Origin of the sequence: Pseudomonas sp. Ag1 (genome assembly GCF_000278565.1) — a bacterium.
Classification (GTDB): Bacteria; Pseudomonadota; Gammaproteobacteria; order Pseudomonadales; family Pseudomonadaceae; genus Aquipseudomonas.
In genome coordinates this window covers 190,284-216,542 of record NZ_AKVH01000108.1, presented here as the reverse complement: position 1 = coordinate 216,542, position 26,259 = coordinate 190,284, and the positions used below count along the sequence as shown (strand labels likewise).

At 58.3% G+C, this 26,259-nt stretch carries 21 protein-coding genes; 4 read left to right on the top strand and 17 right to left on the bottom strand.

Annotation, left to right across the window (positions count from 1 at the left end; translation table 11 throughout):
- Positions 1-84: 84 nt before the first annotated feature.
- Positions 85-849 carry a CHAD domain-containing protein gene (locus A462_RS07605; RefSeq protein WP_008437736.1) on the bottom strand — a complete coding sequence of 255 codons (765 nt, stop codon included), beginning with the start codon at positions 847-849 and terminating at the stop codon, positions 85-87.
- An 80-nt stretch (positions 850-929) separates the two neighbouring features.
- On the bottom strand, positions 930-1,208 hold the full coding sequence (locus A462_RS07610) for a hypothetical protein (RefSeq protein WP_003218744.1): 279 nt from the start codon (positions 1,206-1,208) through the stop codon (positions 930-932).
- A 217-nt stretch (positions 1,209-1,425) separates the two neighbouring features.
- Here A462_RS07610 and A462_RS07615 point away from each other — a divergent pair, with 217 nt between their 5' ends.
- Positions 1,426-2,463: a patatin-like phospholipase family protein gene (locus A462_RS07615; RefSeq protein ID WP_008437733.1), complete on the top strand. Its 1,038-nt coding sequence runs from the start codon at positions 1,426-1,428 to the stop codon at positions 2,461-2,463.
- Positions 2,464-2,506: 43 nt separating this feature from the next.
- On the opposite strand, the gene A462_RS07620 is transcribed toward A462_RS07615, so the two are convergent.
- From A462_RS07620 to kdpF, 6 genes are all read right to left on the bottom strand, one after another.
- Positions 2,507-3,202, bottom strand: a complete 696-nt coding sequence (locus tag A462_RS07620; protein ID WP_003218747.1) for a response regulator — start codon at positions 3,200-3,202, stop codon at positions 2,507-2,509.
- A gap of 37 nt (positions 3,203-3,239) precedes the next feature.
- Positions 3,240-5,891: a sensor histidine kinase gene (locus A462_RS07625; protein WP_008437729.1), complete on the bottom strand. Its 2,652-nt coding sequence runs from the start codon at positions 5,889-5,891 to the stop codon at positions 3,240-3,242.
- A gap of 143 nt (positions 5,892-6,034) precedes the next feature.
- Positions 6,035-6,580 (bottom strand): potassium-transporting ATPase subunit KdpC, encoded by a 546-nt coding sequence (kdpC, locus tag A462_RS07630; RefSeq protein ID WP_008437728.1) that lies wholly within the window; start codon positions 6,578-6,580, stop codon positions 6,035-6,037.
- 67 nt (positions 6,581-6,647) lie between these two features.
- Entirely contained in the window at positions 6,648-8,705 is a 2,058-nt protein-coding gene (kdpB, locus tag A462_RS07635) for a potassium-transporting ATPase subunit KdpB (protein WP_003218752.1), read from the bottom strand.
- A 12-nt stretch (positions 8,706-8,717) separates the two neighbouring features.
- Positions 8,718-10,412: a potassium-transporting ATPase subunit KdpA gene (gene kdpA / locus A462_RS07640; protein ID WP_003218753.1), complete on the bottom strand. Its 1,695-nt coding sequence runs from the start codon at positions 10,410-10,412 to the stop codon at positions 8,718-8,720.
- Between the two features lie 9 nt (positions 10,413-10,421).
- Complete coding sequence (kdpF, locus tag A462_RS0132675; RefSeq protein WP_003218754.1) at positions 10,422-10,511, bottom strand: K(+)-transporting ATPase subunit F; 90 nt, start codon at positions 10,509-10,511, stop codon at positions 10,422-10,424.
- Between the two features lie 344 nt (positions 10,512-10,855).
- Here kdpF and eat point away from each other — a divergent pair, with 344 nt between their 5' ends.
- The 3 genes from eat to A462_RS07650 all read left to right on the top strand — a co-directional run bounded on the left by eat (position 10,856) and on the right by A462_RS07650 (position 13,176).
- The gene (eat, locus tag A462_RS07645; protein ID WP_003218757.1) at positions 10,856-12,220 is read left to right on the top strand and encodes an ethanolamine permease; all 1,365 of its coding nucleotides are present in this window, start codon (positions 10,856-10,858) and stop codon (positions 12,218-12,220) included.
- A gap of 110 nt (positions 12,221-12,330) precedes the next feature.
- The gene (locus A462_RS33735; RefSeq protein WP_008437727.1) at positions 12,331-12,498 is read left to right on the top strand and encodes a DUF2897 family protein; all 168 of its coding nucleotides are present in this window, start codon (positions 12,331-12,333) and stop codon (positions 12,496-12,498) included.
- A 99-nt stretch (positions 12,499-12,597) separates the two neighbouring features.
- Complete coding sequence (locus A462_RS07650; RefSeq protein WP_008437726.1) at positions 12,598-13,176, top strand: TetR/AcrR family transcriptional regulator; 579 nt, start codon at positions 12,598-12,600, stop codon at positions 13,174-13,176.
- A 28-nt stretch (positions 13,177-13,204) separates the two neighbouring features.
- On the opposite strand, the gene A462_RS07655 is transcribed toward A462_RS07650, so the two are convergent.
- The 9 genes from A462_RS07655 to A462_RS07690 all read right to left on the bottom strand — a co-directional run bounded on the left by A462_RS07655 (position 13,205) and on the right by A462_RS07690 (position 26,252).
- Positions 13,205-13,537 carry a ComEA family DNA-binding protein gene (locus tag A462_RS07655; protein ID WP_008437725.1) on the bottom strand — a complete coding sequence of 111 codons (333 nt, stop codon included), beginning with the start codon at positions 13,535-13,537 and terminating at the stop codon, positions 13,205-13,207.
- Between the two features lie 111 nt (positions 13,538-13,648).
- A complete protein-coding gene (locus A462_RS07660; protein WP_008437723.1) occupies positions 13,649-15,643 on the bottom strand; it encodes a polysaccharide biosynthesis protein in 1,995 nt (664 codons plus the stop codon).
- Between the two features lie 164 nt (positions 15,644-15,807).
- On the bottom strand, positions 15,808-16,986 hold the full coding sequence (locus A462_RS07665) for a DegT/DnrJ/EryC1/StrS family aminotransferase (protein WP_008437721.1): 1,179 nt from the start codon (positions 16,984-16,986) through the stop codon (positions 15,808-15,810).
- Between the two features lie 124 nt (positions 16,987-17,110).
- The gene (locus A462_RS0132670; RefSeq protein ID WP_032899673.1) at positions 17,111-17,707 is read right to left on the bottom strand and encodes a sugar transferase; all 597 of its coding nucleotides are present in this window, start codon (positions 17,705-17,707) and stop codon (positions 17,111-17,113) included.
- Positions 17,704-18,921: a glycosyltransferase family 4 protein gene (locus tag A462_RS07670; protein ID WP_008437716.1), complete on the bottom strand. Its 1,218-nt coding sequence runs from the start codon at positions 18,919-18,921 to the stop codon at positions 17,704-17,706. Before A462_RS07670 ends, A462_RS0132670 begins: the two co-directional genes overlap by 4 nt.
- Before the next feature lie 2 nt (positions 18,922-18,923).
- Positions 18,924-20,468, bottom strand: a complete 1,545-nt coding sequence (locus A462_RS07675) for a heparinase II/III family protein (protein ID WP_238544259.1) — start codon at positions 20,466-20,468, stop codon at positions 18,924-18,926.
- Positions 20,469-20,749: 281 nt separating this feature from the next.
- Complete coding sequence (locus A462_RS07680) at positions 20,750-22,894, bottom strand: bi-domain-containing oxidoreductase (RefSeq protein WP_032899671.1); 2,145 nt, start codon at positions 22,892-22,894, stop codon at positions 20,750-20,752.
- A gap of 99 nt (positions 22,895-22,993) precedes the next feature.
- Positions 22,994-24,922, bottom strand: a complete 1,929-nt coding sequence (asnB, locus tag A462_RS07685; protein ID WP_008437710.1) for an asparagine synthase (glutamine-hydrolyzing) — start codon at positions 24,920-24,922, stop codon at positions 22,994-22,996.
- Positions 24,923-24,932: 10 nt separating this feature from the next.
- Positions 24,933-26,252, bottom strand: a complete 1,320-nt coding sequence (locus A462_RS07690) for an oligosaccharide repeat unit polymerase (RefSeq protein WP_238544258.1) — start codon at positions 26,250-26,252, stop codon at positions 24,933-24,935.
- Between the last annotated feature and the right edge of the window lie 7 nt (positions 26,253-26,259).

Below are 26,259 nucleotides of genomic sequence, written 5' to 3'. Positions count from 1 at the left end.
AAAGGAGTTGAGGGATCTTAACCAGCCGGCCTACACCATGCAGCGCCTATTCCGGCCAAAATCCCGGACAGATAGGTCGCAGGGTCAAGCGAAGCAGTCGGCGTTCAACTTATCCAAAACCCGATCCGCCTGCCCTTCCGCCTCGGCCATGGTGCGGTGCCAACCAGGCACGCACGCCTGCAAATCGGGCTCGTGCCCGGCTTGCGCCAGCCATTGCCAGCAATCGTGCCAATCACCCAGGGCGCCCTGGGCCGCCTTGAGACGCGATGTGGCTTTGGGCGGTAGCTTGTTCAGCTCGGGATAAGCCTCGGCCGCATAACGCACGCGCTTGATCAACAGGCGCAGGCGATGACGGTCGTGGTTGGGGTCGTGCAGCGCTTCGCCGAGCTTCTTCCATTGCTTGGCCAGGCGTTTTTCAATGCGCGCGCGCAGGCCCTTGAGCAATTTCTGCCGTTGGGAGGCGCGGATAAAGCGGGGGAATGCTTCGAGGATCAACAGCAGTTGCGCCAGCTCAGGCCCTTGTGCAACCGAGCGGTAGGTGGCCGGCTGCTGCCGGATACGCCGCTCGGCCGCCTCATGATGGCCGTGTTGGTGGAGGTACGCCGCCAGCACTTCGCGGTCGCGAAATGGCGTGGTCAGTTGGCCGACGGCACTGGCGGCCGCCTCGAGCTGCTCGACACCGGGCAACCCGCGCAATGGCCGCAACAGGCTGCGCAAGCGCCGCACCGTGGTGCGCAGATCATGCAGGGCCTCGTCGTCCGTGACGGCGGCGAGGCGCGCCTGGCAGCTCAGTAACCCAACTTCCAGGCCGATGACCTGAGCGACTAGCTGATCGACCAAGGCTGACATCCTTTCCTCCTCAATGATTAAACCTTAGGGCTTGAGGCCGCCGACGCAACCTCGTTGCACTCGACAACTGCTACGCGGGGTTAGCGCCCGGCGCGCGACTCACGAATATAGAAGCGGGCTTTCTCGGCCTTGGTCGAGCAGCCTTCGAAGGCTTCGAACTGCTGCTGGGTCTTGGCGCCAGTCAACAACGACAGAGCCTTGGAGTAACTCACGGTGCCGGCGAAACCTTCGGCCTTGGCCAGGTCCAGCTCGTGCCACGCAGCATCCAGTTGCGTGCCGCAGCTGTCGCGATAAGCGGTTTTCCCGGCACAACCGGCCAGGGCCAACACGATCACAGGCACACACATCCAGGCTTTCATCAAATGACACCTCAAGAAAAGAAAAAACAGTCACAGGTGTAGACGTTGCCTACACCGAAAAGTGCCTTATCCGACTGCCTGAATCCGCAGTCCCGATTGCCAGAGCATACCCGAGCGTGGTGGCCCGCTCGCGAAAATAATCGGTTGTGACAGTGATGATTGAAGCGCGCCCCTCGATGGGTGCATTGTGGTCACCTGTTTTGCGAAGGATCAGGTCATGAAGAAACGTGTTGCATTGGTGCTGGGCTCCGGCGGCGCCCGGGGCTACGCCCATATCGGCGTGATCGAGGAAATCGAAAAACGCGGCTATGACATCGCCTGCATCGCCGGCTGTTCCATGGGTGCGGTGGTGGGTGGGATCTATGCTGCGGGTAAGCTGGACGAGTACCGAAACTGGATCGAAAGCCTCGACTACCTGGACGTACTGCGCCTGGTAGACGTGAGCTTTCGCCTGGGGGCGATCCGTGGCGAGAAGGTGTTCGGGCAGATCCGCAAGATCGTCGGCGAGATCAATATCGAAGACCTGCGCATTCCCTACACCGCCGTGGCCACGGACCTGACCAACCAGCAGGAAATCTGGTTCCAGGAAGGCTGCCTGCACCAGGCCATGCGGGCCTCGGCGGCGATTCCCAGCCTGTTCACCCCGGTGATGCAGGGCAATCGCATGCTGGTGGACGGCGGCTTGCTGAACCCTCTGCCGATCGTGCCGGTGGTGTCGAGCCACTGCGACCTGATCATTGCGGTCAACCTCAACTCCACCAACCAGAAGCACTACAAGCTTCCGGTGATCCAGCGTCCGCCGGCGTTCAGGAGCCGCTTCGACAACCTGGTGCGTTCACTGGGTTCGCACTTGCCGTTTCGGCGCAAGCAGGCCGAGCAGTTGTTGATGCTGGAACAGGAAGCGCTGCTGGCCCAGGCTGCCGACATCAACCCGTGGCTGGACTCTGCCGAACCCGAGGCGCAACAACCGGCGGCGGCACCGGAAAAGGCCGGGGCGCCAAAGTCGGCGACCGGCTCGTTCATCATCGATAACGTGGGGCCTGCATCGCTGCTGGATCTGATCAACCAGAGCTTCGAGGTAATGCAGACGTCATTGGCGCAGTACAAGATCGCCGGGTATCCGCCGGATATTCTGATCAACGTGCCGAAGCGCGTGTGCCGGTTTTTCGAGTTTTACAAAGCGCCGGAGTTGATCGCGCTGGGGCGGGAGATCGCGAGCGATACGCTGGATCGTTACGAGAGCGAGCAACACTGAGGTTTGATAAGCAGGGCTCCCTCGCCACAGGTGAGCTAACGCTTCAGGCTTCGGTGTTCAATAGCCGATACCCAACACCGGCCTCAGTCACGATAAACCGTGGTTGGGTCGGATCATCCGCCAGTTTCTGGCGCAGATGCCCCACCACAATCCGCAGGTAATGGCTGTCTTCGGTATGGGTCGGGCCCCAGATATCCTTGAGCAGTTGCTGCTGGGTGATCACCCGCCCGGGATGCCGCGCCAGTTGCGCCAGTACCGCGTATTCCTTGCGGGTCAGCGCCACTTCGACACCGTCCAGCAGCACCCGCCGATAAGCCAGGTCTACCGTCAGCGGGCCAAAACGTAGTGCCGCTTCCTGGGCCTCCCCCGCCGGCGCCTGGCGCAACAACGCCCGCACCCGTGCAAGAAACTCCTGGATGCCAAATGGCTTGGTCACATAGTCATTCGCGCCGTTGTCCAGCGCCTCGACTTTTTGCACTTCACTGGCTCGCACCGACAACACCAGTACCGGTACCGTGGACCACTCACGAAACTCGCGCAGCACCTGCTGGCCGTCCATGTCCGGCAGGCCGAGGTCAAGCACCAGCAGGTCCGGTTTACTCAAGGCGGCCTGCGCCAGGCCTTCGTTGCCGGTGCCGGCCTCGATCACTTTGTAGCCCTGGGAGGCCAGGCTGATACGCAAGAACTTGCGGATCTGCGGTTCGTCGTCAATGACCAAAATCGTCGCAGTCTGGCTCATGGTGTCCAATCAAAATCCGTGAAGAAAAGAGGGTAGCTCAAGGTTCGCTTTCCAGGCCAGGCTGGGCCTGCAATGGCAGGAATAAAGTGATGCAAGTGCCACGGCCGTCAATGCCGTCGGCCACGCTGATATGCCCGCCGTGGGCGCCGACCATGCCCTGGCAGATCGCCAGGCCGAGCCCGGTGCCCTGCCCGCCGCGATCCCCCCTGGCGGCGGTGTAGAACATATCGAAAATCTTCGCCCGCTCCTCCTCGGGAATCCCCGGTCCCTCATCGGCAACAGCAAAAAACAACTGGTTATCCTGCACGCCCGCGCTGAGTTTCAGCCGGCCTTGTGGCGGCGAGAAGCGTGCGGCATTTTCCAGTACGTTGACCAGTGCTTGCTCGATCAACGCGGCATGCACGTAGAGCAGCGGCAGCTCGGGCGGCACGTCGGTGATCACCTGCAGCGGCGCCAATACCGCACGCAAGCGGCCCAGGGAGCTGCCGACGATATCGCCGGGTGACACCCAGTCCCGCGCCAGCTTCAGCGCGCCGTGGCCCAGACGAGTCATGTCCAGCAGGTTCTGGATGTAGCGATCCAGGCGCTCAGCCTCATCGCGAGTGCCTTCCAGCAGCTCCCGGCGATCTTCCAGGGGAATCGCCTCGCCGAGGGCCAGCAGGCTGTCGATGCTGCCACGCATGGAGGTCAGCGGTGTGCGCAAATCGTGAGACACCGAAGCCAGCAAGGCGCTGCGCAATTGCTCGGTTTCGCCGTGCAGGCGCGCGGCTTCCAGCTCCTGGCCGAGTTGTGCACGGGCCAGGGCCTGGGCCAATGGCTGGCTCAAGGCCGTGAGCAGGCGACGGCGCTGGCCGCTCAGTTCAAGCCCGGCCTTCGGGCTGACCCCCAGCAGACCCAACGGGCCTTCTTCGCTGGACAACGGCCACCACCACCAGCGCCCGAACGGCAAGGTGCCGGTGCCCATGCCGGCCGGCTGATCGTGCTGCCAGGCCCAGTCGGCGGCGGCGCGTTCGGCTTCGGTAAAGGTGATCGGGCCTCCGGTCTCGACCTTCCAGTCGCCCTGCCCGTCGCGGTTGAGCAGGCACAATTGCAGGTCGCTCCAGCCTTCCAGATGATGCGCGGCGGCACTGATCACTGCCTGGCGATCGGTGGCGGCGGTGAGTTTGCGGGACAGGTCGAGCAGCTCGGTGGTTTCTTCCTGGGTATCGCGCAGCGCCTGCAACTGCCGGCGCTGGCGTGCAGCGAGATTACCGGTGAGCGCCGCCATCAGCAGGAAGAACAACAGCGTCAGCACGTCTTCTTCACGCTGGATCGCGAAGGAGAAATTCGGCGGGATGAACAGGAAGTCGTAGCTCAGGAATGACAGCGCCGCACACGCCAACGCCGGCCCCAGGCTACTGCGCACCGCCACCAGCAATACGGCGGCGAGGAACACCAGCGAGATATTCGGCAACGGCAAGGCACTGGCGACACCCCATGCGACTGCGGCCGCGATCACGGTCGCCACCACCGCCAGGGCATAGTCAAACCACACCAGCCCACGCACATCCGGCAGGCGCGGAGGGGCCGGAACTTCGTCGCTGTCGAGGACGTTGATTTCCAGGCCCCGTGCATTGCGCAGCAGGCGTGCCGCCAAGCCGCCACCAAACAGATTGCGCCGCCAGCGCGGCCGGGACTGCCCCACCAGAATCAAGCTGGCGCGACGCTCGGCGGCGTGCTGGATCAGGGTCTTGGCCACCTCCCCCGCTCGCAGCAACACCACTTCACCGCCAAGACGCTCGGCCAGTTGCTGGGCGTTTTGCAGACGCAGGCGCGATTGTTCATCCCGCACCCGGCCGTTATCCACATGCACCAGGCTCCACGGCAAATGCCGACGCTGGGCTACGCGGCTGGCATGACGCACCAGGCGTTCGGCCTGGGCATCGCCGTCCACGCCCACCAGCAAGCGGCCACGCACAGCCGGTGCGGCCTGGCCCAATTGGCGATAACCCTGGGCCAGGTCATCGTCGACATGGGCCGCGGCGGTTTGCATCGCCAGCTCGCGAAGGGCCATGAGGTTGGTCTGGGTGAAGAAGGCATCGATGGCAGCACGGGCCTGTTCCGGCACGTAGACCTTGCCGTCCCGCAGGCGCTCCAGCAGTTCCCGGGATGGCAGGTCGATCAGCAGCAGTTCATCGGCTTCCTGCAAGACCCAGTCGGGCAAGGTCTCGCGCACTTGCACGCCGGTAATGCCGCGCACCTGGTCGTTGAGGCTTTCCAGGTGCTGGACGTTGACCGTGGTGAAGACGTTGATGCCCGCCGAGAGCAATTCCTGAATGTCTTGCCAGCGTTTTTCGTGGCGGCTGCCGGGGGCGTTGCTGTGGGCCAGTTCGTCCACCAGCACCAGTTTGGGCTTGGCGGCGAGCAGGCCGTCGAGGTCCATTTCCTCCAGCATCACGCCGCGGTATTCGGAACGCAGCAGCGGCTGTTGTGGCAAGCCGCTGAGCAAGGCTTCGGTCTCGGCGCGACCGTGGGTTTCCACTACGCCGGCGATCAGCCGCACACCCTGGCGCAGTTGGGTGTGGGCAGCCTGGAGCATGGCGTAGGTCTTGCCCACGCCCGGGGCGGCGCCGAGGAAGACTTTGAGCCGGCCACGGCCGTCCCGGGGTAGATCGGCTAACAGGGCATCGGCGCGGCCGGAGTCGCTCATGCGGGCGGTCTTCCTTCAGGTGTTGATGTGGGTTTCTTGAGTCCGCCTTCGCGAGCAAGCCCGCTCCCACATTTGACCGCATTCCAAAGGTGAAACTCAGTCGAATGTGGGAGCGGGCTTGCTCGCGAAAGCGGCGCCACGGCTTACAGTTTTTCCAAGGCCATGTTCAACGCCAGCACGTTCACCACCGGCGGCCCCACCAGCGGGCTTTCGATGTGCTCGTCCATCAAGCGCTGCAGGGTCGCCACCGGCAGATTACGTGCGGCGGCTACCCGGGCCAGTTGATAGGCAATTGCCTGCGGTGGCAAGTGTGGATCAAGACCGCTGCCGGAGGTAGTCAGCAATGCCATCGGCACCGGTCCCTGGTCTGGCACCAGCAGTTTCTTGGCATCGTCAAATACACGAGTGGCCAGTGCGGGGTTGCTTGGGCCGAGGTTGCTGGCGCTGCTGGAAACCGTAGCAAACGCACCGGCAGATGGCCGTGGGTGGAACCAGCCGTCACCGGTGAAATCCTGGGCAATCAGGCTCGAACCGCGAACCTTGCCGCTGGCATCGTGCACCAGGCTGCCGTTGGCCTGGTCAGGGAACGCGACTTGCGCCACACCGGTGACAACCAGGGGATAGGCCACGCCGGTGATCAAGCTCATCAACACCAGCAGGCTCAGGGCCGGGCGGATAATGTTGGACATTTCAAATTCCTCAATTCGGTCATTGCAACCTGCAGGCACCGGTTTGCCGGTACCTGCGGGCATCGAGTCAAACCAGGTGCAGCGCGGTCAACAGCATGTCGATCGCCTTGATGCCCACGAACGGCACCACGATCCCGCCCAGGCCGTAGATCAGCAGGTTGCGACGCAGCAACGCCGCCGCACTCGCCGCCTGTACACGCACACCGCGCAGCGCCAGCGGGATCAGCACCACGATGATCAGCGCGTTGAACACGATGGCCGAGAGGATCGCGCTCTGCGGGCTTTGCAGGTGCATCACGTTGAGCACACCCAGTTGCGGGTAGATCGAGGCGAACAGCGCCGGCAGGATCGCGAAGTACTTGGCCACGTCGTTGGCGATGGAAAAGGTGGTCAGCGCACCACGGGTCACCAGCAATTCCTTGCCGATCTGCACCACGTCCAGCAGCTTGGTCGGGTCGCTGTCGAGGTCGACCATGTTGGCCGCTTCACGGGCGGCCTGAGTGCCGTCGTTCATTGCCATGCCGACGTCAGCCTGGGCCAGCGCCGGGGCGTCGTTGGCGCCGTCGCCGCACATCGCAACCAGGCGACCATCGTTCTGTTCGTGACGAATGCGCGCGAGTTTTTTCTCTGGGGTGGCTTCGGCGAGCACGTCATCCACACCGGCTTCAGCAGCAATCGCGGCGGCGGTCAGCGGGTTGTCGCCAGTCACCATCACGGTGCGGATCCCCAGCTTGCGCAGCTCGGCAAACCGTTCGCGGATGCCGGGCTTGACCACGTCCTTGAGGTGAATCGCGCCGAGCAATTTGCCGTCGGCACACACCAGCAATGGTGTGCCGCCGCTCTGGGCGATCTTGTCGATTTCCCGCGACAGCGCCGGTTGCAGGTCGCGGCGTTGCAGGCCAATGAACGCCAGCAGCGAATCCACGGCACCCTTACGGAACACACGGCCCTGGTAGTCGACGCCGGACAAGCGGGTTTCCGCGCTGAACGGTACCGAGGTCAGCTCATCCGTCGACGGCTCGGCTTGCGGGTGCTGGCCGCGCAGGTATTCGACGATTGACTTACCTTCGGCCGTGTCGTCCGCCAGGGATGCCAGCAGCGCGCCCTCGGCCAGTTCCTTGCCGCTGACACCCGGCGCGGCGATCACGTTGGTGCAACGACGGTTACCGAAGGTGATGGTGCCGGTCTTGTCCAGCAACAGCACGTGCACGTCCCCCGCCGCTTCCACCGCGCGACCGGACTTGGCGATCACGTTGAGGCGCACCAGGCGGTCCATGCCGGCAATACCAATGGCCGACAACAGGCCGCCGATGGTGGTCGGAATCAGCGTGACCAGCAGCGCCACCAGGAACACCAGCGGCAGGTTGCCATTGGCGAAGTGGGCGAACGGCTGCAGGGTCACCACCACCAGCAGGAAGATCAGCGTCAGGCCGATCAGCAGGATGTCCAGCGCGATTTCGTTGGGGGTTTTCTGGCGCTTGGCGCCTTCCACCAGGGCGATCATGCGGTCCAGGGTCGACTCGCCCGGGTTGGCGGTGATGCGAATCATCAACCAGTCCGAGACCAGGCGGGTGTTGCCGGTGACGGCCGAGCGGTCGCCGCCGGATTCACGGATAACCGGGGCCGATTCACCGGTGATTGCCGCTTCGTTGACCGCGGCAATCCCTTCGATGACTTCGCCGTCACCCGGGATCATTTCCCCGGCGACCACGCGTACCACATCACCTTTGCGCAGGCTGGTGGCCGGCACGACCTTGAAGCTGCCGTCGGCTTCCTTGCGGCGGGCGCTGAGGCCCTCGCTGCCGGCCTTGAGGCTGTCGGCGCGGGCCTTGCCGCGGCCTTCAGCCAAGGCTTCGGCGAAGTTGGCAAACAGCACGGTGAACCACAGCCACACGGCGATTTGCACGGAGACGTAGGTCGGTACGGCCACCTCCGGCACAAAGCACAGGATGGTGGTGAGGATCGCGGTCAGCTCGACCACCAGCATCACCGGCGAGCGTTGCAGCTGGCGCGGGTCCAGCTTGACGAACGCCTGGACCAGCGCCGGGCGCCACAGGGCCGACATTGCGGTCTTGGCTGGCTCCTGGGTTTTCACGGGAGCCGCGTTTTTTGCAGGCATATTCATTTTCATATCCCCTTAGAAGCCCATGCTCAGATGTTCAGCGATAGGCCCAAGTGCCAGCGTCGGCAGGAAGGTCAGGCCGCCCACCAGCAAAATGGTCACGGTCAACAGGGTCACGAACAGCGGGCCGTGGGTCGGGAAGCTGTTCTGGCCAATCGGTGCGGTCTTCTTCATTGCCAGGCTGCCGGCCAGGGCCAGTACCGGGAGGATGTAACCGAAGCGACCAAGCAACATCGACAGGCTCAACATCAGGTTGTGGAACGCGGTGTTGGCACTGAAGCCGCCGAACGCCGAACCGTTGTTGGCACTGGCCGAGGTGTAGGCGTACAGCAACTGGCTGAAACCGTGGGGGCCAGGGTTACTGATGGCACCGGCCGGGCCAGGCAGGCTGGCGGCGATGGCACCGAGTACCAGGGTGCCGACCGGCATCACCAGCAAGGTCACGACCAGCAACTGCACTTCCTTGGCCTGGAGTTTCTTGCCGAGGTATTCCGGTGTACGGCCAATCATCAAACCGGCGAGGAACACCGCAATCAACACGTTGAGCAACATGCCGTACATGCCGGCGCCGACGCCGCCGAAGATCACTTCGCCGACCATCATGTTGACCAGCGACACCATCCCGCTCAGGGGGTTGAGGCTGTCTTGCATACCGTTGACCGAACCGTTGGACGCGGCGGTGGTCGCCACCGACCACAACACGGTGCCAGTGGTGCCGAAGCGCGCTTCTTTACCTTCCTGCGGTGCCGCCTGCTCAACCGCCGGGTTGTTCAGCGCCGGGTTGGGTTGGTACTCGGCCCACATCGCGGTAGCACCGCCGATGATGAACAGGGCCAGCATGCAACCGAGGATCGCCCGGCTCTGACGCAGGTCTTTCACGTAGTGGCCAAAGGTGAACACCAGCGCCACCGGAATCAGGATGATCGCGCCCAGCTCAAACAGGTTGGCCCAGGCAGTCGGGTCTTCGAACGGATGCGCCGAGTTGACGCCGAAGAAGCCACCACCGTTGGTGCCCAGTTGCTTGATCGCAATCTGGCTGGCAGCCGGGCCCAGTGGGATGACCTGGTCAACGCCCTGCATGGTGACCGCGTTCACATAGTGAGCGAAGGTTTGTGGCACGCCCTGCCAGACCAGGAACAACGCGAACACCAGGCACAACGGCAACAGGCCGTAGAGCGTGGCGCGAGTCATGTCGACCCAGAAGTTGCCCAAAGTCTTGGTGGATTTGCGACCGATGCCACGGCACAACGCGACCAGTACGGCGAGGCCGGTGGCGGCACTGACGAAGTTCTGCACGGTGAGGCCGACCATCTGACTGAGGTAGCTCAGGGACGCTTCACCGCTGTAGTTCTGCCAGTTGGTGTTGGTCATGAAACTGATGGCGGTGTTGAACGCCAGGGTCCATTCCTGACCCGGCAATTTCTGCGGGTTCAGCGGCAGGTATTCCTGGAACAGCAGGATCGCGAACAGCAGCACGAAACCGGCAAGGTTGAACGCCAGCAACGCCAGCGCGTATTTCTGCCAGCTCTGTTCCTGGTCCGCATCGACACCCGAAAGGCGATAGCACACGCGCTCGACCGGGCCGAACACCGGCGTGAGCCAGGTTCGCTGCCCTTCCATTACCTTGTAGTAGAACCGCCCCAGGGCCGGTGCCGGAATCAGCACCAAGGCAAAGAAGGCGATGATCAGCCAATAGTCATAACTGTGCATAGCCTGCTCCTAGTTCCGATCCGCGCGTAACAGCGCAACCAGCAGATAAATGAACAGCGCCACAGCCAACAGCAGTGACACCCCGTCCAGAACGCTCATGGAAGTTTCTCCGTCGTGCGGCGACTGCCGCGTGTAGGAGGATTGTCCGCAGGAGTGGCGTAAAGGAACGAGAGCGACGGTATGGGTGGGGCGTAAAGACGGCGTAAAGAGTGGGTTTATGCGGGGTTTACGGGGGGTATGCACTTCAAATGTGGGAGCCGGGCTTGCCCGCGATAGCGTCAGACCAGACACCAACGCCCTTATCTGGTGCAGCGCTTGAAATGATTCAAACGCCAAACCGTTCCCTTGGCGACAGTTCGGCGCCTTTACGACACCGCATTGGCAAATGGCATGTCCGCTGCAATGCCCTGAAACATTCCAAACCGTTCAGGGAGAGCTACACGATGAACACACAACTCAAACCCACCTTGGGCACTCTGCATTTGTGGGGCATCGCAGTCGGGCTGGTGATTTCCGGAGAGTATTTCGGCTGGAGTTATGGCTGGGGCGTGGCGGGAACATTGGGCTTCCTGGTGACCTCGTTAATGGTCGCCGCCATGTACACCTGCTTTATATTCAGTTTCACCGAGCTGACCACCGCGATTCCTCACGCTGGCGGCCCGTTTGCCTACAGCCGCCGGGCGTTTGGCGAGAAAGGTGGCTTGATTGCCGGGCTGGCGACGCTGATCGAGTTCGTCTTCGCCCCGCCCGCGATCGCCCTGGCCATCGGCGCGTACCTGAACGTGCAGTTTCCGGCCCTCGATCCGAAACATGCGGCCGTCGGCGCCTACATTGTGTTCATGGGCCTGAACATCCTCGGGGTGAAGCTCGCCGCCACCTTTGAATTGGTGGTCTGCGTGCTTGCCGTGGCCGAGTTGCTGGTGTTCATGGGCGTGGTCGCTCCCGCCTTCAGCTTCAGCAACTTCGCCCTCAACGGCTGGGCCGGCTCCGACACCTTCGGCGCACCGGCGATCGCCGGAATGTTTGCGGCCATACCCTTTGCCATCTGGTTCTTCCTCGCCATCGAAGGCGCCGCCATGGCGGCCGAAGAGGCGAAAGATCCCAAGCGCACTATTCCAAAGGCCTACATCAGCGGCATCCTCACCCTGGTGATTCTGGCCATGGGCGTGATGTTCTTTGCCGGTGGCGTGGGTGACTGGCGCACCCTGTCGAACATCAACGACCCGCTGCCCCAGGCGATGAAAACCGTGGTCGGCGACAGCTCGGGCTGGCTGCACATGCTGGTGTGGATCGGCCTGTTCGGCCTGGTGGCCAGCTTCCACGGGATCATCCTGGGTTACTCCCGCCAATTCTTCGCCCTGGCGCGCGCGGGCTACCTGCCCTCCTTCCTCGCCAAACTGTCGCGCTTCCAGACGCCGCACCGGGCAATCATCGCCGGCGGCATCGTCGGCATCGCCGCCATCTACAGCGACGGGCTGATCAACCTGGGCGGCATGACCCTGACCGCCGCGATGATCACCATGGCGGTGTTCGGTGCCATCGTCATGTACATCATGAGCATGCTCAGCCTGTTCAAACTGCGCAAGACCGAACCGCTGCTGGAGCGGACCTTCCGCGCCCCGGGCTATCCAATCGTGCCGGGGATTGCGCTGGTACTGGCCGTGGTCTGCCTGGTGGCGATGGCGTGGTTCAACGCGCTGATCGGGCTGATCTTCCTGGGCTTCATGGTGGTGGGTTTTGTGTACTTCCAACTGACCGCGCAAGACCGCGCCGATGCACCGGCGGACGCTATGTTGACCGGGCTGTAAGGCTACCGGGGCAGAACGGGCCTACAATGAACTACTAAGAAAGCCCGTTACTCAAAGCAGTCATTACCGTGGGAAATTTCCCCACGGTTTGCTGCCTCAAGGAGAGCCCTATGCCGTGGTATGCCTGGTTGATTTTAGTGGTCGCGATCGGTTCGATCGTCGGTGGTTTGTTGATGCTGCGAGACAGCGCCAACAAGGTTGAATTGACTGATGAACAACGTAAGCGCGTGGCAGAACGCAATGCCCAAGCGGACGCCAAGGATGCGCAGGATCGCTGAGACTGAAGCGGCTCCCCGTTGAGCCGCACAATTTTGTAAACACCCGCGTATGCCCAGCGAAGCTTGGTTAATATGGCCTGATGTTTCGGAGGCCTTCCCATGCGCTATTCACAAGACCACAAAGCTCAAACCCACCAGCGCATCATCAAGGAGGCCTCGGTACGCTTTCGCCGCGACGGCATTGGTGCGACCGGCCTGCAGCCGCTGATGAAGTCGCTGAACCTGACGCATGGCGGGTTTTACGCGCACTTCAGGTCAAAGGACGAGTTGGTGGAAAAGGCGTTGCAAGAGGCCGCAGCTCAACTGGATGAACATTGCAAAAAGCTGTTCAGCCAACAGCGACCGTTGGACGCGTTCATTGATAGCTACCTGTCGCAATGGCATCAGACATCACCTCATGAGGGGTGCCCGCTGCCCACGATGTCTTCCGAGCTGGGGTTGCGCGGGCAGAACAGCAGGACGACGGATGAGGTGCTTAACGCCCGGCTCAAGCAGGTCGAAGCGGCCCTTGATAGCCCGAATGCCCGCGAACAGGGCCTTGTGCTGATGTCGACGCTGGTGGGAGCGTTGGTGTTGGCAAGAAGTGTGGAGAGCGCCGAATTGGCCACGCGGATTCTTGATGTGGTGCGGGGGAGCTTGAAAGCGGGGTTCTGCGGCCAGAAGAAAGCCGGTCAATGACCGGCCTCCTCGCCTGCTTTTCAGATGTTCAATTGACCTCAAGCCTGTCGCGGTTCTTCTCCAGCAATGCCTTGCCGATACCTTTTACTTCCAGCAACTCATCTATCGCAGTGAAGGGCCCGTTGGTTTCGCGGTAAGCGACGATGGCCTTGGCTTTGGCTGCGCCAATGCCGAAGAGGTCCCGGCGCAGGGTTTCGGCGTCTGCGGAGTTGAGGCTGACCTTGGTGGTGTGGTCGACCTTGGTCATTTGTGTGGAAATGGAGGTTGGCGTTTCGGGTTTGGTGGAAGGTGCGGCAGTAGTGGCTAGGGAGAGGCTGGCAAGAAAGGCAAAGACAAAGGATGAGAAATAAGCTTTACGCATAGGTGACACTCCATGACATCGATAAGGGAAAAGCAGCTTTTCCGAAGCTGCTTTTCAAACTTAGGCGATGTTTGGGGAGAGTCAAAAATGGGTGAGTTACAGGGTGTGAGCTCAGGGCTCAAGACGACGCTGCTGGTAGATCCAGTCGACGATTTCACCGTCCGGGGAATAGCCGCTGACCGTTTCGCGCAGCAACTGACGCACACGCGTGTAGTCATCCTGTTCCACGGCGCTGAGCAGCTCCGTTAATCGGCCCTTCAACACCTCCCAGGGCAAGTAGTCTTCATTGGCACTCATAATCATCGGGTGCGGCGTCGTGACTACGTTGTCGCCGATCAACAGTTCCTCATAAAGTTTTTCGCCGGGACGCAGCCCCGTAAACTCAATGGAGATGTCACCTTGAAGATTTTTATCAGAGCGAATACTCAAGCCGGAAAGGTGCACCATCTTCTCGGCCAGCTCGACGATTTTCACCGGCTCGCCCATATCCAGAACAAATACGTCACCGCCCAGCCCCATGGAGCCCGCCTGGATAACCAATTGAGCGGCTTCAGGGATGCTCATGAAATACCGGGTAATCTTGGGGTGCGTAACCGTCAGCGGGCCACCGGATTTGATTTGCTTGTGGAACAACGGGATCACTGATCCTGATGAGCCCAGCACATTGCCGAACCGCACCATGGTAAAGCGGGTCTTGTTCACACGGGAAACATTCGAAGTCTCACCGAAAAGCACTGGAGCAATTTCACTGCTGAGCGCCTGCAGTGTCATTTCTGCGAGACGCTTGGTGCTTCCCATTACATTGGTGGGACGCACTGCCTTATCAGTAGAAATCAGCACGAAGTTCGCCACATTGGCGCGTAAAGAGGCTTGCGCGGCGCTCAGCGTGCCCATCACATTATTCAGCACGCCTTCAGCAATATTATGCTCGACCATCGGTACATGCTTGTAAGCCGCCGCATGGTAGACCGTGTTCACGCGCCAGGTTTTCATGACGTCAAAGAGCTTTTCCTGATTGCGCACAGACCCCAGGATTGGCAATAACTTAACTGAAAGCGACTCACGCACGATTCGCTGCTCAAGCTCTTGCAGGATGCTGTAGAGATTGAACTCGCTATGCTCATACAACAGCAGTGTCGTGGGTTGCAGCGTGAGAATCTGCCGGCAAAGCTCAGACCCGATTGAACCGCCCGCCCCGGTTATAAGAACCGACTGCTCCTTGATGCAATGTTCAAGCAGCTCGTCCTGAGGAGGGACAGAGTCACGGCCCAACAAGTCAGCAATATCAACTTCCTGGATATCATCGACTTTCACTCGCCCGCTGGCCAAATCCATAAAACCGGGCACGCTTTGCACATGGAGTGCGAACCCCTCCAGGAAGGTCAATATCTCCCGGCGGCGCCCACGATTGGCAGACGGAATGGCGAGAAGAATCTGCTGGGCACCGGTGACGTCAACCATCTGCTGGATATGCTTTGGCTTATAGACATGCAAGCCTGAAATCACACGATCGGCAATGCTGCTGTCATCATCAATAAAGGCGACAGGACGCAACAGCCTCCCCATGCGCAATGCAGCAACCAATTGATTACCGGCTGCCCCCGCACCATAGATGGCCACCTTCGGCAGTCCATCATCTCGATTGGTAAAAGGAACATGTTGCGCAGCCGCGAACCAGTCTCCCAGGAAATACTGGCGCATCGCGAGGCGTAGCCCCCCGATCATGACCATGCTCAACCACCAGTAATTGAAGATGACCGAGCGTGGAACAAACAACTGATGGTTGCCGCTCCAGTAAACCACCAGCGCGAGAATCAACGATGACAGGCTGACGGCCTTGATAATTGCGATCAGCGCATCGTTTCCAAAATAGCGCATGACTGCACGGTACATACCAAACCGTACAAACAGCGGAATAGCGATGACCGTGGCGCTCAGGAATAGCCATAGGTATTCAGTGAAAGGATTGATCAGCTCATCAATCCCCAAACGAACGACAAAGGCCATCCAAAGGGCAAACCAGACAAGAAAAACGTCGGTCACTACCTGGAAGGCACGTTTCTGCCGCCGCGTTAAACCCAGTAATAAGGTTCTCAACTTATCCATAACGCCTTGAAACACCTCTGTTACTCCTAAAGTACATCCGCCACCACCATGGATGATTCCAAGGGACCTCATACCATGATGATGGAAAACTCCATTTGACTGGCCCGCAGCTCAAATCCTTCTGCGTTGCAAACAAAGACGGGCATTCCTGACTGTCTAACTGATTACTCTTCGGTAGCCAACTGCATAACGGCCTTGAGCACCGAGCATGTCTTGTCGATCTCATGCTGCGTCAACGTCGGGTGCACGAGAAACATTACACTTGTTTCGCCGAGCTCCCGTGCTACCGGCAACCGGCTCGCCGGACGCCAGCCAGTATTGTCAAACGCCTTCTCCAGATAGACCTCGGAGCAGGAACCGGAAAATACCGGAACGTCTCGTGCCGAAATCTCCGCCAGAATACGATCACGATCCCATCCGGCCTTGAGAGCCTGAGGCTCGACAAACACGTAGCACTTATACGCCGCGTGAACACTGCCCTCAGGCATGATTGGCACACGCAAGCCTTTGAGTTGGCTGGCGCACTCCCATATCTGCCCGGCATTCGCCAGCCGGCTGGCCTGCCAGTCGGTCATGCGCTTGAGCTGAATCCGACCGATGACGGCCTGAACCTCGAGCATTCTCCAGTTCGTACCGAAGCTTTCATGCAACCAGCGAAAACCAGGAGGATGGTTACGTTCGTAGACAGCTTCCCAGCTTTTGCCATGATCCTTGAACGACCACATGTCCGACCACAACTTACGATCGTTGGTTGTGACCATTCCGCCCTCGCCACCTGTGGTCATGATCTTGTCCTGACAAAAGGACCAGGCAGAGATATGGCCAATTGACCCCACCGGGCGCCCCTTGTAACGGGCGCCATGGGCCTGGGCACAATCTTCGATCACTTTAAGGTCGAATTCCTCGGCCAGGGCCATGATCGGATCCATATCGCAAGGCCAGCCAGCCAAATGCACACAGATTACGGCCCGGGTGCGAGGAGTCAGTACAGCGCGGATAGTCTGCGCGTTGAAGTTTTGCGAATCGCGATCCACATCGGCAAAAACCGGAACAGCCCCGGCATTCACAATGCTCGAGACGGAAGCAAGAAACGTGCGTGAGGTGACAATCACTTCATCGCCAGCACCGATACCCAACGCCTTCAAGGCAAGGTCTAGGGCAACCGTTCCGTTAGCCAGGCCGATGGCGTATTCGGTGCCCGCCCATGCAGCGAACTCCTTCTCAAACTCACGCCCCTGTGTACCAGTCCAGTAGTTGACCTTATTGGACAGAATCACATCACGTACGGCGTCAGCTTCCTCTTCAGTAAAAGAAGGCCAAGGAGAAAATGGTGAATTCAACACAACCAGTACCCGTCAGTTTTCATTCGAAAATATGAAAGACTCGTCACTACGAGCCCCGTTGCAATTCGCTCAATCCGCTGTTCGCGAGGCGCCTATATTTCAAGAACCGTCCAGGCAACGCGGCTCATGGCTTGGAACCTGTGAACTTCGGCGCGGTAGCTTCGCCTTCGGCACTGATACCGTCACGCACCAGAACTTTCTTGATTGTCAGGAAAATCACCTTCATATCCAGCCAAAAAGACTGATTGTCGACGTACCAGGTATCCAGCTTGAACTTTTCTTCCCATTCAATTGCGTTCCGACCGTTGATCTGCGCCCAACCGCTGACGCCAGGGCGAACCTCATGACGACGATATTGCTCGACGCTGTAGAGAGGCAAGTATTCCATCAGTAACGGTCGTGGACCTACCAGGCTCATATCGCCCTTGACCACATTCCACAATTCAGGCAATTCATCCAGGCTACTGGAGCGCAGAAAGCTGCCAAAGGCTGTCATGCGCTGGGAGTCCGGTAAAGGCTCACCATTTGCATCATGAGCATCTCGCATCGTACGGAACTTGATCATTTCGAAAGGCTTGCCGTTCCGACCTGGTCGTACCTGGCGAAACAAGACGGGAGAGCCCAACTTCTTGCGAATGTTCCAGGCAATAATTGCTATGACCGGCGAAAGCAGAATTAGTCCAAGCAACGACGCAAATAAATCAAATCCACGCTTGATCATCTAACACCACCCTCCAGCCAATCTACAAACCGGTCAGCCAATTTACGCCGGTCAAACTCTCTGACCGCCAATTCTCTGCCTCGTGCGCCCTTCGCCCGCAGCTCGTCACGGTCATCTGCCGCCTGTATCAAAGCATCTGCGAAAAGCGCAGCATCATCTGCAGGTACGACAAAACCGCAGTTCTCGGTGGAAATCATCTCGGCGAGCCAGCCCGGGTAGTTATTTAAAACAGGCAACCCTGACGCGATATAGTCGAAAAACTTGTTAGGCGACGTTCCGTAGTAAAAGGCCGGTACGTTTGCCAATATCTGCAGCCCCAGGTCCGCGCTGGCCATCAAACCGGACAACCGGGCCTTGTTCACCGGGGCATGAAATATCACATTGTCCAGCTGTTCTTCCGCTGCACGCTTCTGAAGCGCGGGCTTGAGCTTGCCCTGCCCGATCAAAACCAGCCGGATATCATCGCGCTTTCGCAGTTTAAGCTCTCGAGCCGCATCGAGCACCGCGTCCAGCTTGTTGGCCACTCCATGAGTACCCGCGAAGACCGCTACCAGATGGCTTTTATCCACTCCTGCCGGCAACCATGGCTCAGCAGGCGTGTTGAAAATATCAAGGTCACAACCGTTTGGGATCATTTCGATTCGATCACGCGTCACACCGCGGTGCGCAATGCCATCCACAATACCTGGCGACAACCCGATGAGTCGGTGAGCCGAGCGATAACTCGCCCACTCAAGAAAAGACATGGCGGCAAGGATCAATGGATTACGAATGACGCCCATCGCTTTCGGCAGTTCGGGCCAGAGATCCCGGACCTCAAATACAAAAGGCTTATTACGAAACCACCGGGCGAATATCCCGGGGATACCGGCTGTCAATGGCGTGGTGGTCGCGAAAACCAGGTCGTAGCGCTCGGTTAGCGCAATCCCGATACTGCGCACCGCAAACTTTAAAAAGCTGAGCGCTCGAACGAACAGGCCATCGCTGTTGGAGTACGCCAGGTCAAATTCGATGATCTCGATACCGTCGACGGTACCTTTGCGTTTTCCACCAACGAAAGGGCTCTCCAGCCCCGTTTCGCCGCCACCATAGCTGCCACAGACCATGGTTACCTGGTGCCCTCTCGCAACCAGACGACGGGCCATCTCATAGGACCGGATTCCGATTGTTCCTTTCGGAGTAGAAAAATGCTGATGAAAATAAAGGACTTTCATGTCTACCAGTGATACTCCGTAGTCAAAACGCCCGCCGAAGTCACCTCAACCTCAAGCACCGGCACTTCAGTTTTTTGTAAGTAGTAACGAGACTCCCAACCCTGGACGAGCGCTCGTCGCACGATAGGCATGCTGCCTGCAACCGACAATCGATGGGAGCCGTTGGTCAGGACGTCGCCCTCAAGCCGCCAGTCCCCCGGCTGCAAACGCCAGCGTAGAACTGCACGATCCTTGAATCCGCTAAATTCATCCCTGACCAGCATGCCGGTGTCGCTCAGGCTCACATGCCGCTTATGACGGACGCCGTTACCGTCGATATACGTGGCGCCGCAGGCGCTTGTTCCAGCCTGCTCAACCAGGCTTTCGACCTGGCGCGTACGCAACCACTCCCCGAACAGAAACCGGCTGAGCCTCGGCATCTGGTCTCGCCCATCAAATTGAAGGGTGTTGTGGCTGGCGGTACCCGGAAAATAACTCAGCCACTGGGCAGAGGTGTTGTAGCTGAAGGTACCGGCATCCCGGAGAAGGTTAATGCCTGCACGCCATAGATCCACATGCAGGGCATCGGCCTGGCTGGGGCGAAACCGGAAGCGCGGGTAGCGCAATACAGCGAAGGTTCGTTCACGCCGTAACAATGCATAACCACCCTGATCAAACAGTTGGCTACCTGGACGCTCCGCTACCGCCGATGGGACGGGCAGCAGCAGCCATTGCAGTGGCAAATCCCATTCACCTGCCGCCTCATAGGCTCTCTTTCCGGCAAACAACGCCATGGACAACTGGACCGAAGGCCTGAAGTCGCGATAGTCCGTATCCGTCAGTGGCAGCAGCCGGGCACCATCATTTGCGCCAATGTTCGGAGCATCTCCAGTGTGCTCGTCGACCAACGAAAATAACCAATGCGCGGCTGTGCGAGCCCTGAGTTGGAACGTGGCGGAGAACGCCGGGAGCCCCAGCTTGTTTCTCCAGATTTCAACCATGGAAAATGTGTCGAGCATCACCCGATGATAATTGACGGAGTACTGGCTGAAACTGCCATCTTGCTCGATCAGCCGAGCGGCCCGGTTTTCGAGCCATTTGCGCCCCAATCGCTGCCAGCGTTCGCCCTCGGGGCAACCGCTTGAGGTCAACCAACTGCCGCCGACAAAAAGTGCAGCCGCCTCGGAAGTCCCGTGGTTATTGTCCTGAGCCATCGCATAGCTCAGCGTCGGCTCGATACGCTTGAGGTGCAGTCGGACCAGATCCACAAGCCCCGGCAACGGGCTGGCAAACTGTTCGACAATGACCGAACTCATCGCCAGGTGCAGGACACGAATGGACGCCTCCTGACCGCACTTCCAGTTCGGACCGCAATAGGGAGGATTGTTGACACACCAATCCGTCAACCAACCGTTTAACTGCGCCGTCCCTGAAGACCCGCCAACACAGGACTTCTGGGCAAAGACCAACGTCCAGTCAAATCGCGAAGCTTCCCAGATATTCTTGATATCACCGACAGCGGCATCAAAATCAGGAATCCGCCACCATTCCCGGCCGGGATCAGGCACTCGAACTCCATTCAGCGGATTCAAATGCCAGTCAGGGGGTGCGTCCGATACCGGGCACTCCCAGAACCCGAAATACCGGACCTGGGAATCCCATTGGGACGCACATGGCAACGAGCCGGCCTGCCTCGCACTTTCCGCAAAAAACGGGCCTTGAGGAATTTCAGCCCGAAGGCGTCGGACCGGGTTCAAGCCAGTCTTGACCCCGAGCCGATACGTCAATGCACGCGCCAGATTGCCAAAACCGAGAGCTATCGCAGTTTTGGCTTTAACAAGAAGAAGGCTCATTGCTCGCGCAGAATCCGGGCAACTTCAATGCTCACGCGCGCCACTTCGAAAATCTCATCGGAAGTGATCGGCGTGACCGCCCCGTTTTGCACCGCTGCCAGGAAAGCTGCAGCGCACTCGCTTTGCCCCTTGTTCTGTTTCCAGAGATTCAGCTTGCTGAAGCCCGGCCAGCCGAAACCCTTCAACTTGCGGAAGTTATCCAGTTGCAGGACGCGTCCGGCAGCGAAAACTTCAACTCGCTCTTTTGGAAAGCTTGAAGCGCCATTGGCCAGATAGAGGATGGTGCCGAAAGAGCCATCCTCAAACCCCAGGGTGATCGCCGCTTTATCTTCCGTAATGGCAACAGCAGGCGTATCGCCCATTCTGCGGGCCTGGATCGAAACAATTTTGCTGCCCGCGAGAAAACGCATCAGGTCGATGAAATGACACGCTTCGCCAATAATGCGCCCACCGCCGACTGACGGGTCCTGGGTCCAGTGATTTGCGGGAATCGCTCCGGCATTCATCGTCATGATGAAAGACTTGGGCTCTTTTACAGCCGAGAGCAACGCCTTCATCTTTTGCACCTGCGGCGAAAAGCGTCGATTGAACCCCACCATCAAATGTGGCTTGAGCCCTTGTTCGACAGCCTTTCGATAGGCCTCTTCAACCGTTGCCAGATCCTGGGCTTCAATTGCCAATGGCTTTTCGACGAACACATGTTTACCCGCCTCCAGCGCTTGCGCGACAAAACGGGCATGGCTGTCGTGCCGGGTGACAATTGCAACAGTGTTGATCGTGCTCTCGCCAAGCATCGCACTGATATCAGTCGAGGCTTGTGCAAATCCGGCCTTGCTGCCGTGTATTACACCGTTGATGCCACCGGCAGTCACAATCGTATGGAACTGAGCCCCTGCGGCCTTGAATGCCGGTATCAGCATTCTTGATGCATAGTTTCCTGCACCGATGAAGCCCACCACGGGTTTGACCGGGTCGAAACTGGCTACCGCACCAGGTGCCAGCACCACTTCCTTGATGTTTCGCTCGGTCTCTTCCGAGGTGTACTGAAGAATGATGCCCAGCGCCGAATTATCCGTCGTAAGCGTCTGATAGGCATCCGCGGCGTCTTCGAATGCAACCCGATGGGAGATCAACGAGTTGACCTCCAATTGGCCGCTGGCGAGCATGTCCAGGACGGCTTCGAAGTTGCGCTGCTCAGTCCAGCGAACGAAACCTATCGGGAAGTCGTTGCCTTGATCTTCGTAACTCGGATCGTAGCGCCCGGGCCCGTAAGAACATGAAACCTGGAATGTCAGTTCCTTCTCATAGAAGTCGGCTCGACTCAACTCAAGCCCGGTTACCCCTACCAGAACAATGCGCCCACGCTTACGGCACATGTGTGCCGCCTGGGTGACCGGGTCGGACGACTTGGTCGACGCCGTAATGATGACGCCGTCCACCCCTCTTCCGCGGCTGAATGTCATTCCCGCCGAAACAACATCTTCGCCCTTGCCGGGGTTGCAGGTTTCGGCGCCATAACTGCGAGCCAATGCCAGCTTTTGCTCATCGAAGTCAACGGCAAGTACCCGGCAGCCTTGAGCCCGCAGGAGCTGGACCGTCATCAGTCCGATCAGGCCTACGCCGGTGACTACAAAGGTTTCACCCAATGTCGGCTGAGCCAGACGAATGCCCTGCAAGCCGATGCTGGCAAGCACGGTAAACGAAGCGGCTTCGTCGCTGACCGAGTCCGGAATCAAGGCACACAGATTCTTGGGAACAACAACGATATCGGCATGAGGACCATTGGAAACCACACGGTCGCCCGGCTTGAACCCGGACACATCATTGCCCACGGCACCCACAACACCCACGTTGCAGTATCCAAGCGGCAACGGCTGCGCAAGCTTCGAGCGAACGGCTTCCACCGTTGTCGCCAAGCCATCGGTCTGGACCTTTTGCAGAACCATGCGGACCTTGTCAGGTTGCTGGCGAGCTTTTTCCAACCAGTTGGCACGGCCAAACCCTACCAGCATGCGTTCCGTGCCGGCAGAAATCAGCGTATTGGTTGTATGGATCTTTAGCGTGCCACTACGAACGGCGGGAGCGGGTGCATTAACCAATGACGTCTCACCGCTAGCCATGTTCTGAACAACCTGCTTCATGCATTCACACCAATAAAGTTAAAAATTCACTCATCACTGAGAAACTTGTATAGAGCTATGTATCCTACCATCGGATAAGGCCGTGGCGTCGCCGCCCACTCAACCGTCGAGGGCGAAATCGCCGTCCAGATACTGTTTGCACCAGAGTTCCATGCAAACGATGCCGAACAACGTATAAGCAGCGTCTATCCGGCCTGAACGATCTGCTTCGATCAGATGCGCCACCGCCTTGGGATCGAATATCCCCCTTTTCAGCAGGGATGCAGGAGAAAGCACCTCATCGACCAAAGGCTTCAGGCGTCCTTGCAACCAGTTGCGAAGCGGTACACCGAAGCCCGTCTTGGGCCGGTAGATGACGTCGTGAGGCAGATAGGGTTCCATGGCCTTCTTGAAAATCCATTTCCCTTCCCGGCCTTTTTGCTTGATATCCGATGGCAGTGAGCCAGCCAGGCGGACCAGGTCAAGATCCAGCAGCGGCACACGCACTTCAACGCCCGTCGCCATACCCATCTTGTCGGTGTAGTTGAGATTGTGATCGGTGAGAAAATGCTTGCACTCCAGGGTGAGCATTTTATCAAGGGGCGTGGCATCCGAAGGCAGCCGCGAAAGTGTTTCTCGCATCGGCGCAAACAGATCATCGGCCGCCAGCTGGCGTCGCAAGTCTGGCGCCAACAGGCCATACGCCTGTTCAGGTTCAAGCCAGAGGAAATAACTGATCAAGCGATCATCAGCAGGCAAGTCCGCATAGCGAAAAGCCTTCCCGAGACGACGAGACAGCGGAGAGGATGCAGGAAGCAGGTTTGAACTGCTGGCCAAAACCGAACGCAGCGGTCGAGGCATTCCGCCCCACCAACGCTCTTGCGCCAACGCGAAATGACGACGATAGCCCGTAAAAATATCATCTCCCCCGGCACCCGACAGCAGAACCTTGATGCCGTTCTGGCTTGCCAGTTCCGAGATGAACAACGCATTCAGCGCCGCCGGATCCGGCGTAGGTTCATCGAGCAGATAAACCATTTCAGGCAGACGATCCATCATCTCATCGCCGACGCCTACGACATGCAGGTCGACATCCAGATGCTTGGCAACGCGCTGTGCGTACGGAAGGTCATCGGCGAACCCCTCGTTCGCAGTGGAGCCGTTGTCTACTCGGATACTGAAGCACTGCAACCGCCCCTTATCACGCATTTCCTGCGCTGCAAACGCGACGATGGCACTGGAGTCCAAGCCGCCTGACAAGAATGAGCCCAAGGGTACGTCGGACACCAACTGACGCTGGACGGCAGTCCTGACGGCATCGGCGACATCAACAGCGACATCAGCAACCGTTTTTGTCAGGGGTTTCTCGGAAATCGGCAGTTCGTAGTAAAACCAGCTCTTCTCGATACGCCCATTACGGACGCATAACGCTTGGCCAGGTAAAACCTTTTTGATATCCCGCACGATCGTCCGATCACCCGGCGACCAGAGAAAACCAAGGTGCGCGAGTACGGCTTGCGGGTCGATTTCAGTTTTACTGAAGCCGCCTCGGATCAAGCCCTTCATTTCACTTGAAAATGCAAAACAACCATCACTGGAATGGATATAGAGGGGTTTGACGCCCATCTGATCTCGAGCCACCCAAAGCGTTTCGGTGTCGCGTTCCCAGAATACGACCGCGAAAATCCCGTTCAAACGGTTTAAACACTCAATCCCATAACGACAGAACAGTGCGAGCAATACTTCGGAGTCGGACTGGCTGGAAAAATGATCCCCCGCCGCTTCGAGATGAGCCCTTAACTCCCGAAAGTTATAGATTTCACCGTTAAACACCATGACCACTCGCCCATCGGCAGAGACCATGGGTTGGTGACCGGCGGAAGTGGTATCGAGAATGGAAAGGCGCACCTGGCCCAACCATACACCAACGTCGGTATCGGCCCAGACGCCTTGATCATCAGGCCCACGACGTCGAATAAACGAAAGCGCTGAAGAGAAGTCAATAGATTCCCGCGTTCCGTTGTGAATGTAGCCCAAAATTCCGCACATATCAGTTTCTCTAGATTGGGTTATTGACTGGCTCTTCGCGCTTTGAGCTCAAGAATAAAAAAGGAAGCGATATAGACGCCATGAGAAGAACGACCGAAGCCAGTTCCCCACGAAAAAAATGAAGCATGGATGCGACTGCCAATGCATAGATACCCAATGCTCTATCACTTTTAGGGTTATAGACGACTGCGCCATAAAGCCGCCCACCTATAAGCCCGATAAAAAAGCCGCCGAACAATACGCCTAAGGTGCCAAAATTCATATAAATCTCGCCAAATATACCCGGCGGCAATGTCGTTCCTTCCGTGAGCCATTTATCTGGCCAAAAAGCACTTGTAAATACGCCGGCAGTGGTGAGCGGCTTGTCAGGAAAAAGTCCCGAAGGTAACAAGATCAATACGACCATCAGCAGCATTGAACCGTTTTGCCACTCTAGCTTCTGTGGCATAGCGTCTATGAGCACGGTCATTGTTTGCAACTGCATCAAATTACCCGTGAACTGTATCGCTAAAAAATGAACAAACGATAAAAAGACACCTTGATTTTCGTCGACAAAATAAAACTTACCTGTTGCGAGATACTCTTGCTTAAACAAGTGGTAAGCCATCAGAGAAACAAACATTACTGCGCCGAGCACAGCACCTTTTACGAGGTTGACACGCTTGACACGATAGTGCCGGACTATAATCAACGACAATATGATAATGAAGATTGTTGACTTCTGCCCTTGAAGCGCACAAATAAATAACCCGCCCAAAAAGTACAGCCAGAAACAAAAACGCTCGGCACGTGATTTTTTTCCACTACGCGTCAAACGTATGAACCAGGCAAGCGAGACAGAAAGCATCAGGTTTTCCAGAAGAAACAGGCCGTTTAACCCTGCAAACGCCCTTATCCGATCACTGGCGCCCTGAAGCAAACCGGATATCCCCCCCAGAATAAAAAGAATAGTTAAAAATCCTAGCAACGCCACCAAGGTAAATATAACTGCCCTTTGAAAAAAAATCCTTGAGCTTACGATGTTGCGAGTTCTACCGGGAAAACTAAGATAAGTTTTTCGCCCCAGCCAGCACCCCATCAAAACGAAAATCAACGTCCCGGCATACAGTAAAACTGCATAACCTATAGAGCTGTCCTTGTCGAAAAAAGGATACTCCCAATATTGAGTAAACCCGTCAAACCCCATGATAAATGGATACAGAGGGACGATGACACCTGCGAACCATATAACCAGAAAGAAAAAACCAAAACTAAAACAATCGAAAACCCCTTTCCCTGGTTTGGGTAACAAGCCCTCTTGCTCTGTATATTTATTTTCCAACGTTTTCACCTCTTGG

What these genes read in the sequence shown, in the direction of transcription:
- A462_RS07605 (WP_008437736.1), bottom strand. Translation starts at nt 849, where the DNA reads ATGTCAGCCTTGGTCGATCAGCTAGTCGCTCAGGTCATCGGCCTGGAA.
- A462_RS07610 (WP_003218744.1), bottom strand. Translation starts at nt 1,208, where the DNA reads ATGAAAGCCTGGATGTGTGTGCCTGTGATCGTGTTGGCCCTGGCCGGT.
- A462_RS07615 (WP_008437733.1), top strand. Translation starts at nt 1,426, where the DNA reads ATGAAGAAACGTGTTGCATTGGTGCTGGGCTCCGGCGGCGCCCGGGGC.
- A462_RS07620 (WP_003218747.1), bottom strand. Translation starts at nt 3,202, where the DNA reads ATGAGCCAGACTGCGACGATTTTGGTCATTGACGACGAACCGCAGATC.
- A462_RS07625 (WP_008437729.1), bottom strand. Translation starts at nt 5,891, where the DNA reads ATGAGCGACTCCGGCCGCGCCGATGCCCTGTTAGCCGATCTACCCCGG.
- kdpC (WP_008437728.1), bottom strand. Translation starts at nt 6,580, where the DNA reads ATGTCCAACATTATCCGCCCGGCCCTGAGCCTGCTGGTGTTGATGAGC.
- kdpB (WP_003218752.1), bottom strand. Translation starts at nt 8,705, where the DNA reads ATGAATATGCCTGCAAAAAACGCGGCTCCCGTGAAAACCCAGGAGCCA.
- kdpA (WP_003218753.1), bottom strand. Translation starts at nt 10,412, where the DNA reads ATGCACAGTTATGACTATTGGCTGATCATCGCCTTCTTTGCCTTGGTG.
- kdpF (WP_003218754.1), bottom strand. Translation starts at nt 10,511, where the DNA reads ATGAGCGTTCTGGACGGGGTGTCACTGCTGTTGGCTGTGGCGCTGTTC.
- eat (WP_003218757.1), top strand. Translation starts at nt 10,856, where the DNA reads ATGAACACACAACTCAAACCCACCTTGGGCACTCTGCATTTGTGGGGC.
- A462_RS33735 (WP_008437727.1), top strand. Translation starts at nt 12,331, where the DNA reads ATGCCGTGGTATGCCTGGTTGATTTTAGTGGTCGCGATCGGTTCGATC.
- A462_RS07650 (WP_008437726.1), top strand. Translation starts at nt 12,598, where the DNA reads ATGCGCTATTCACAAGACCACAAAGCTCAAACCCACCAGCGCATCATC.
- A462_RS07655 (WP_008437725.1), bottom strand. Translation starts at nt 13,537, where the DNA reads ATGCGTAAAGCTTATTTCTCATCCTTTGTCTTTGCCTTTCTTGCCAGC.
- A462_RS07660 (WP_008437723.1), bottom strand. Translation starts at nt 15,643, where the DNA reads ATGGATAAGTTGAGAACCTTATTACTGGGTTTAACGCGGCGGCAGAAA.
- A462_RS0132670 (WP_032899673.1), bottom strand. Translation starts at nt 17,707, where the DNA reads ATGATCAAGCGTGGATTTGATTTATTTGCGTCGTTGCTTGGACTAATT.
- A462_RS07670 (WP_008437716.1), bottom strand. Translation starts at nt 18,921, where the DNA reads ATGAAAGTCCTTTATTTTCATCAGCATTTTTCTACTCCGAAAGGAACA.
- A462_RS07680 (WP_032899671.1), bottom strand. Translation starts at nt 22,894, where the DNA reads ATGAAGCAGGTTGTTCAGAACATGGCTAGCGGTGAGACGTCATTGGTT.
- asnB (WP_008437710.1), bottom strand. Translation starts at nt 24,922, where the DNA reads ATGTGCGGAATTTTGGGCTACATTCACAACGGAACGCGGGAATCTATT.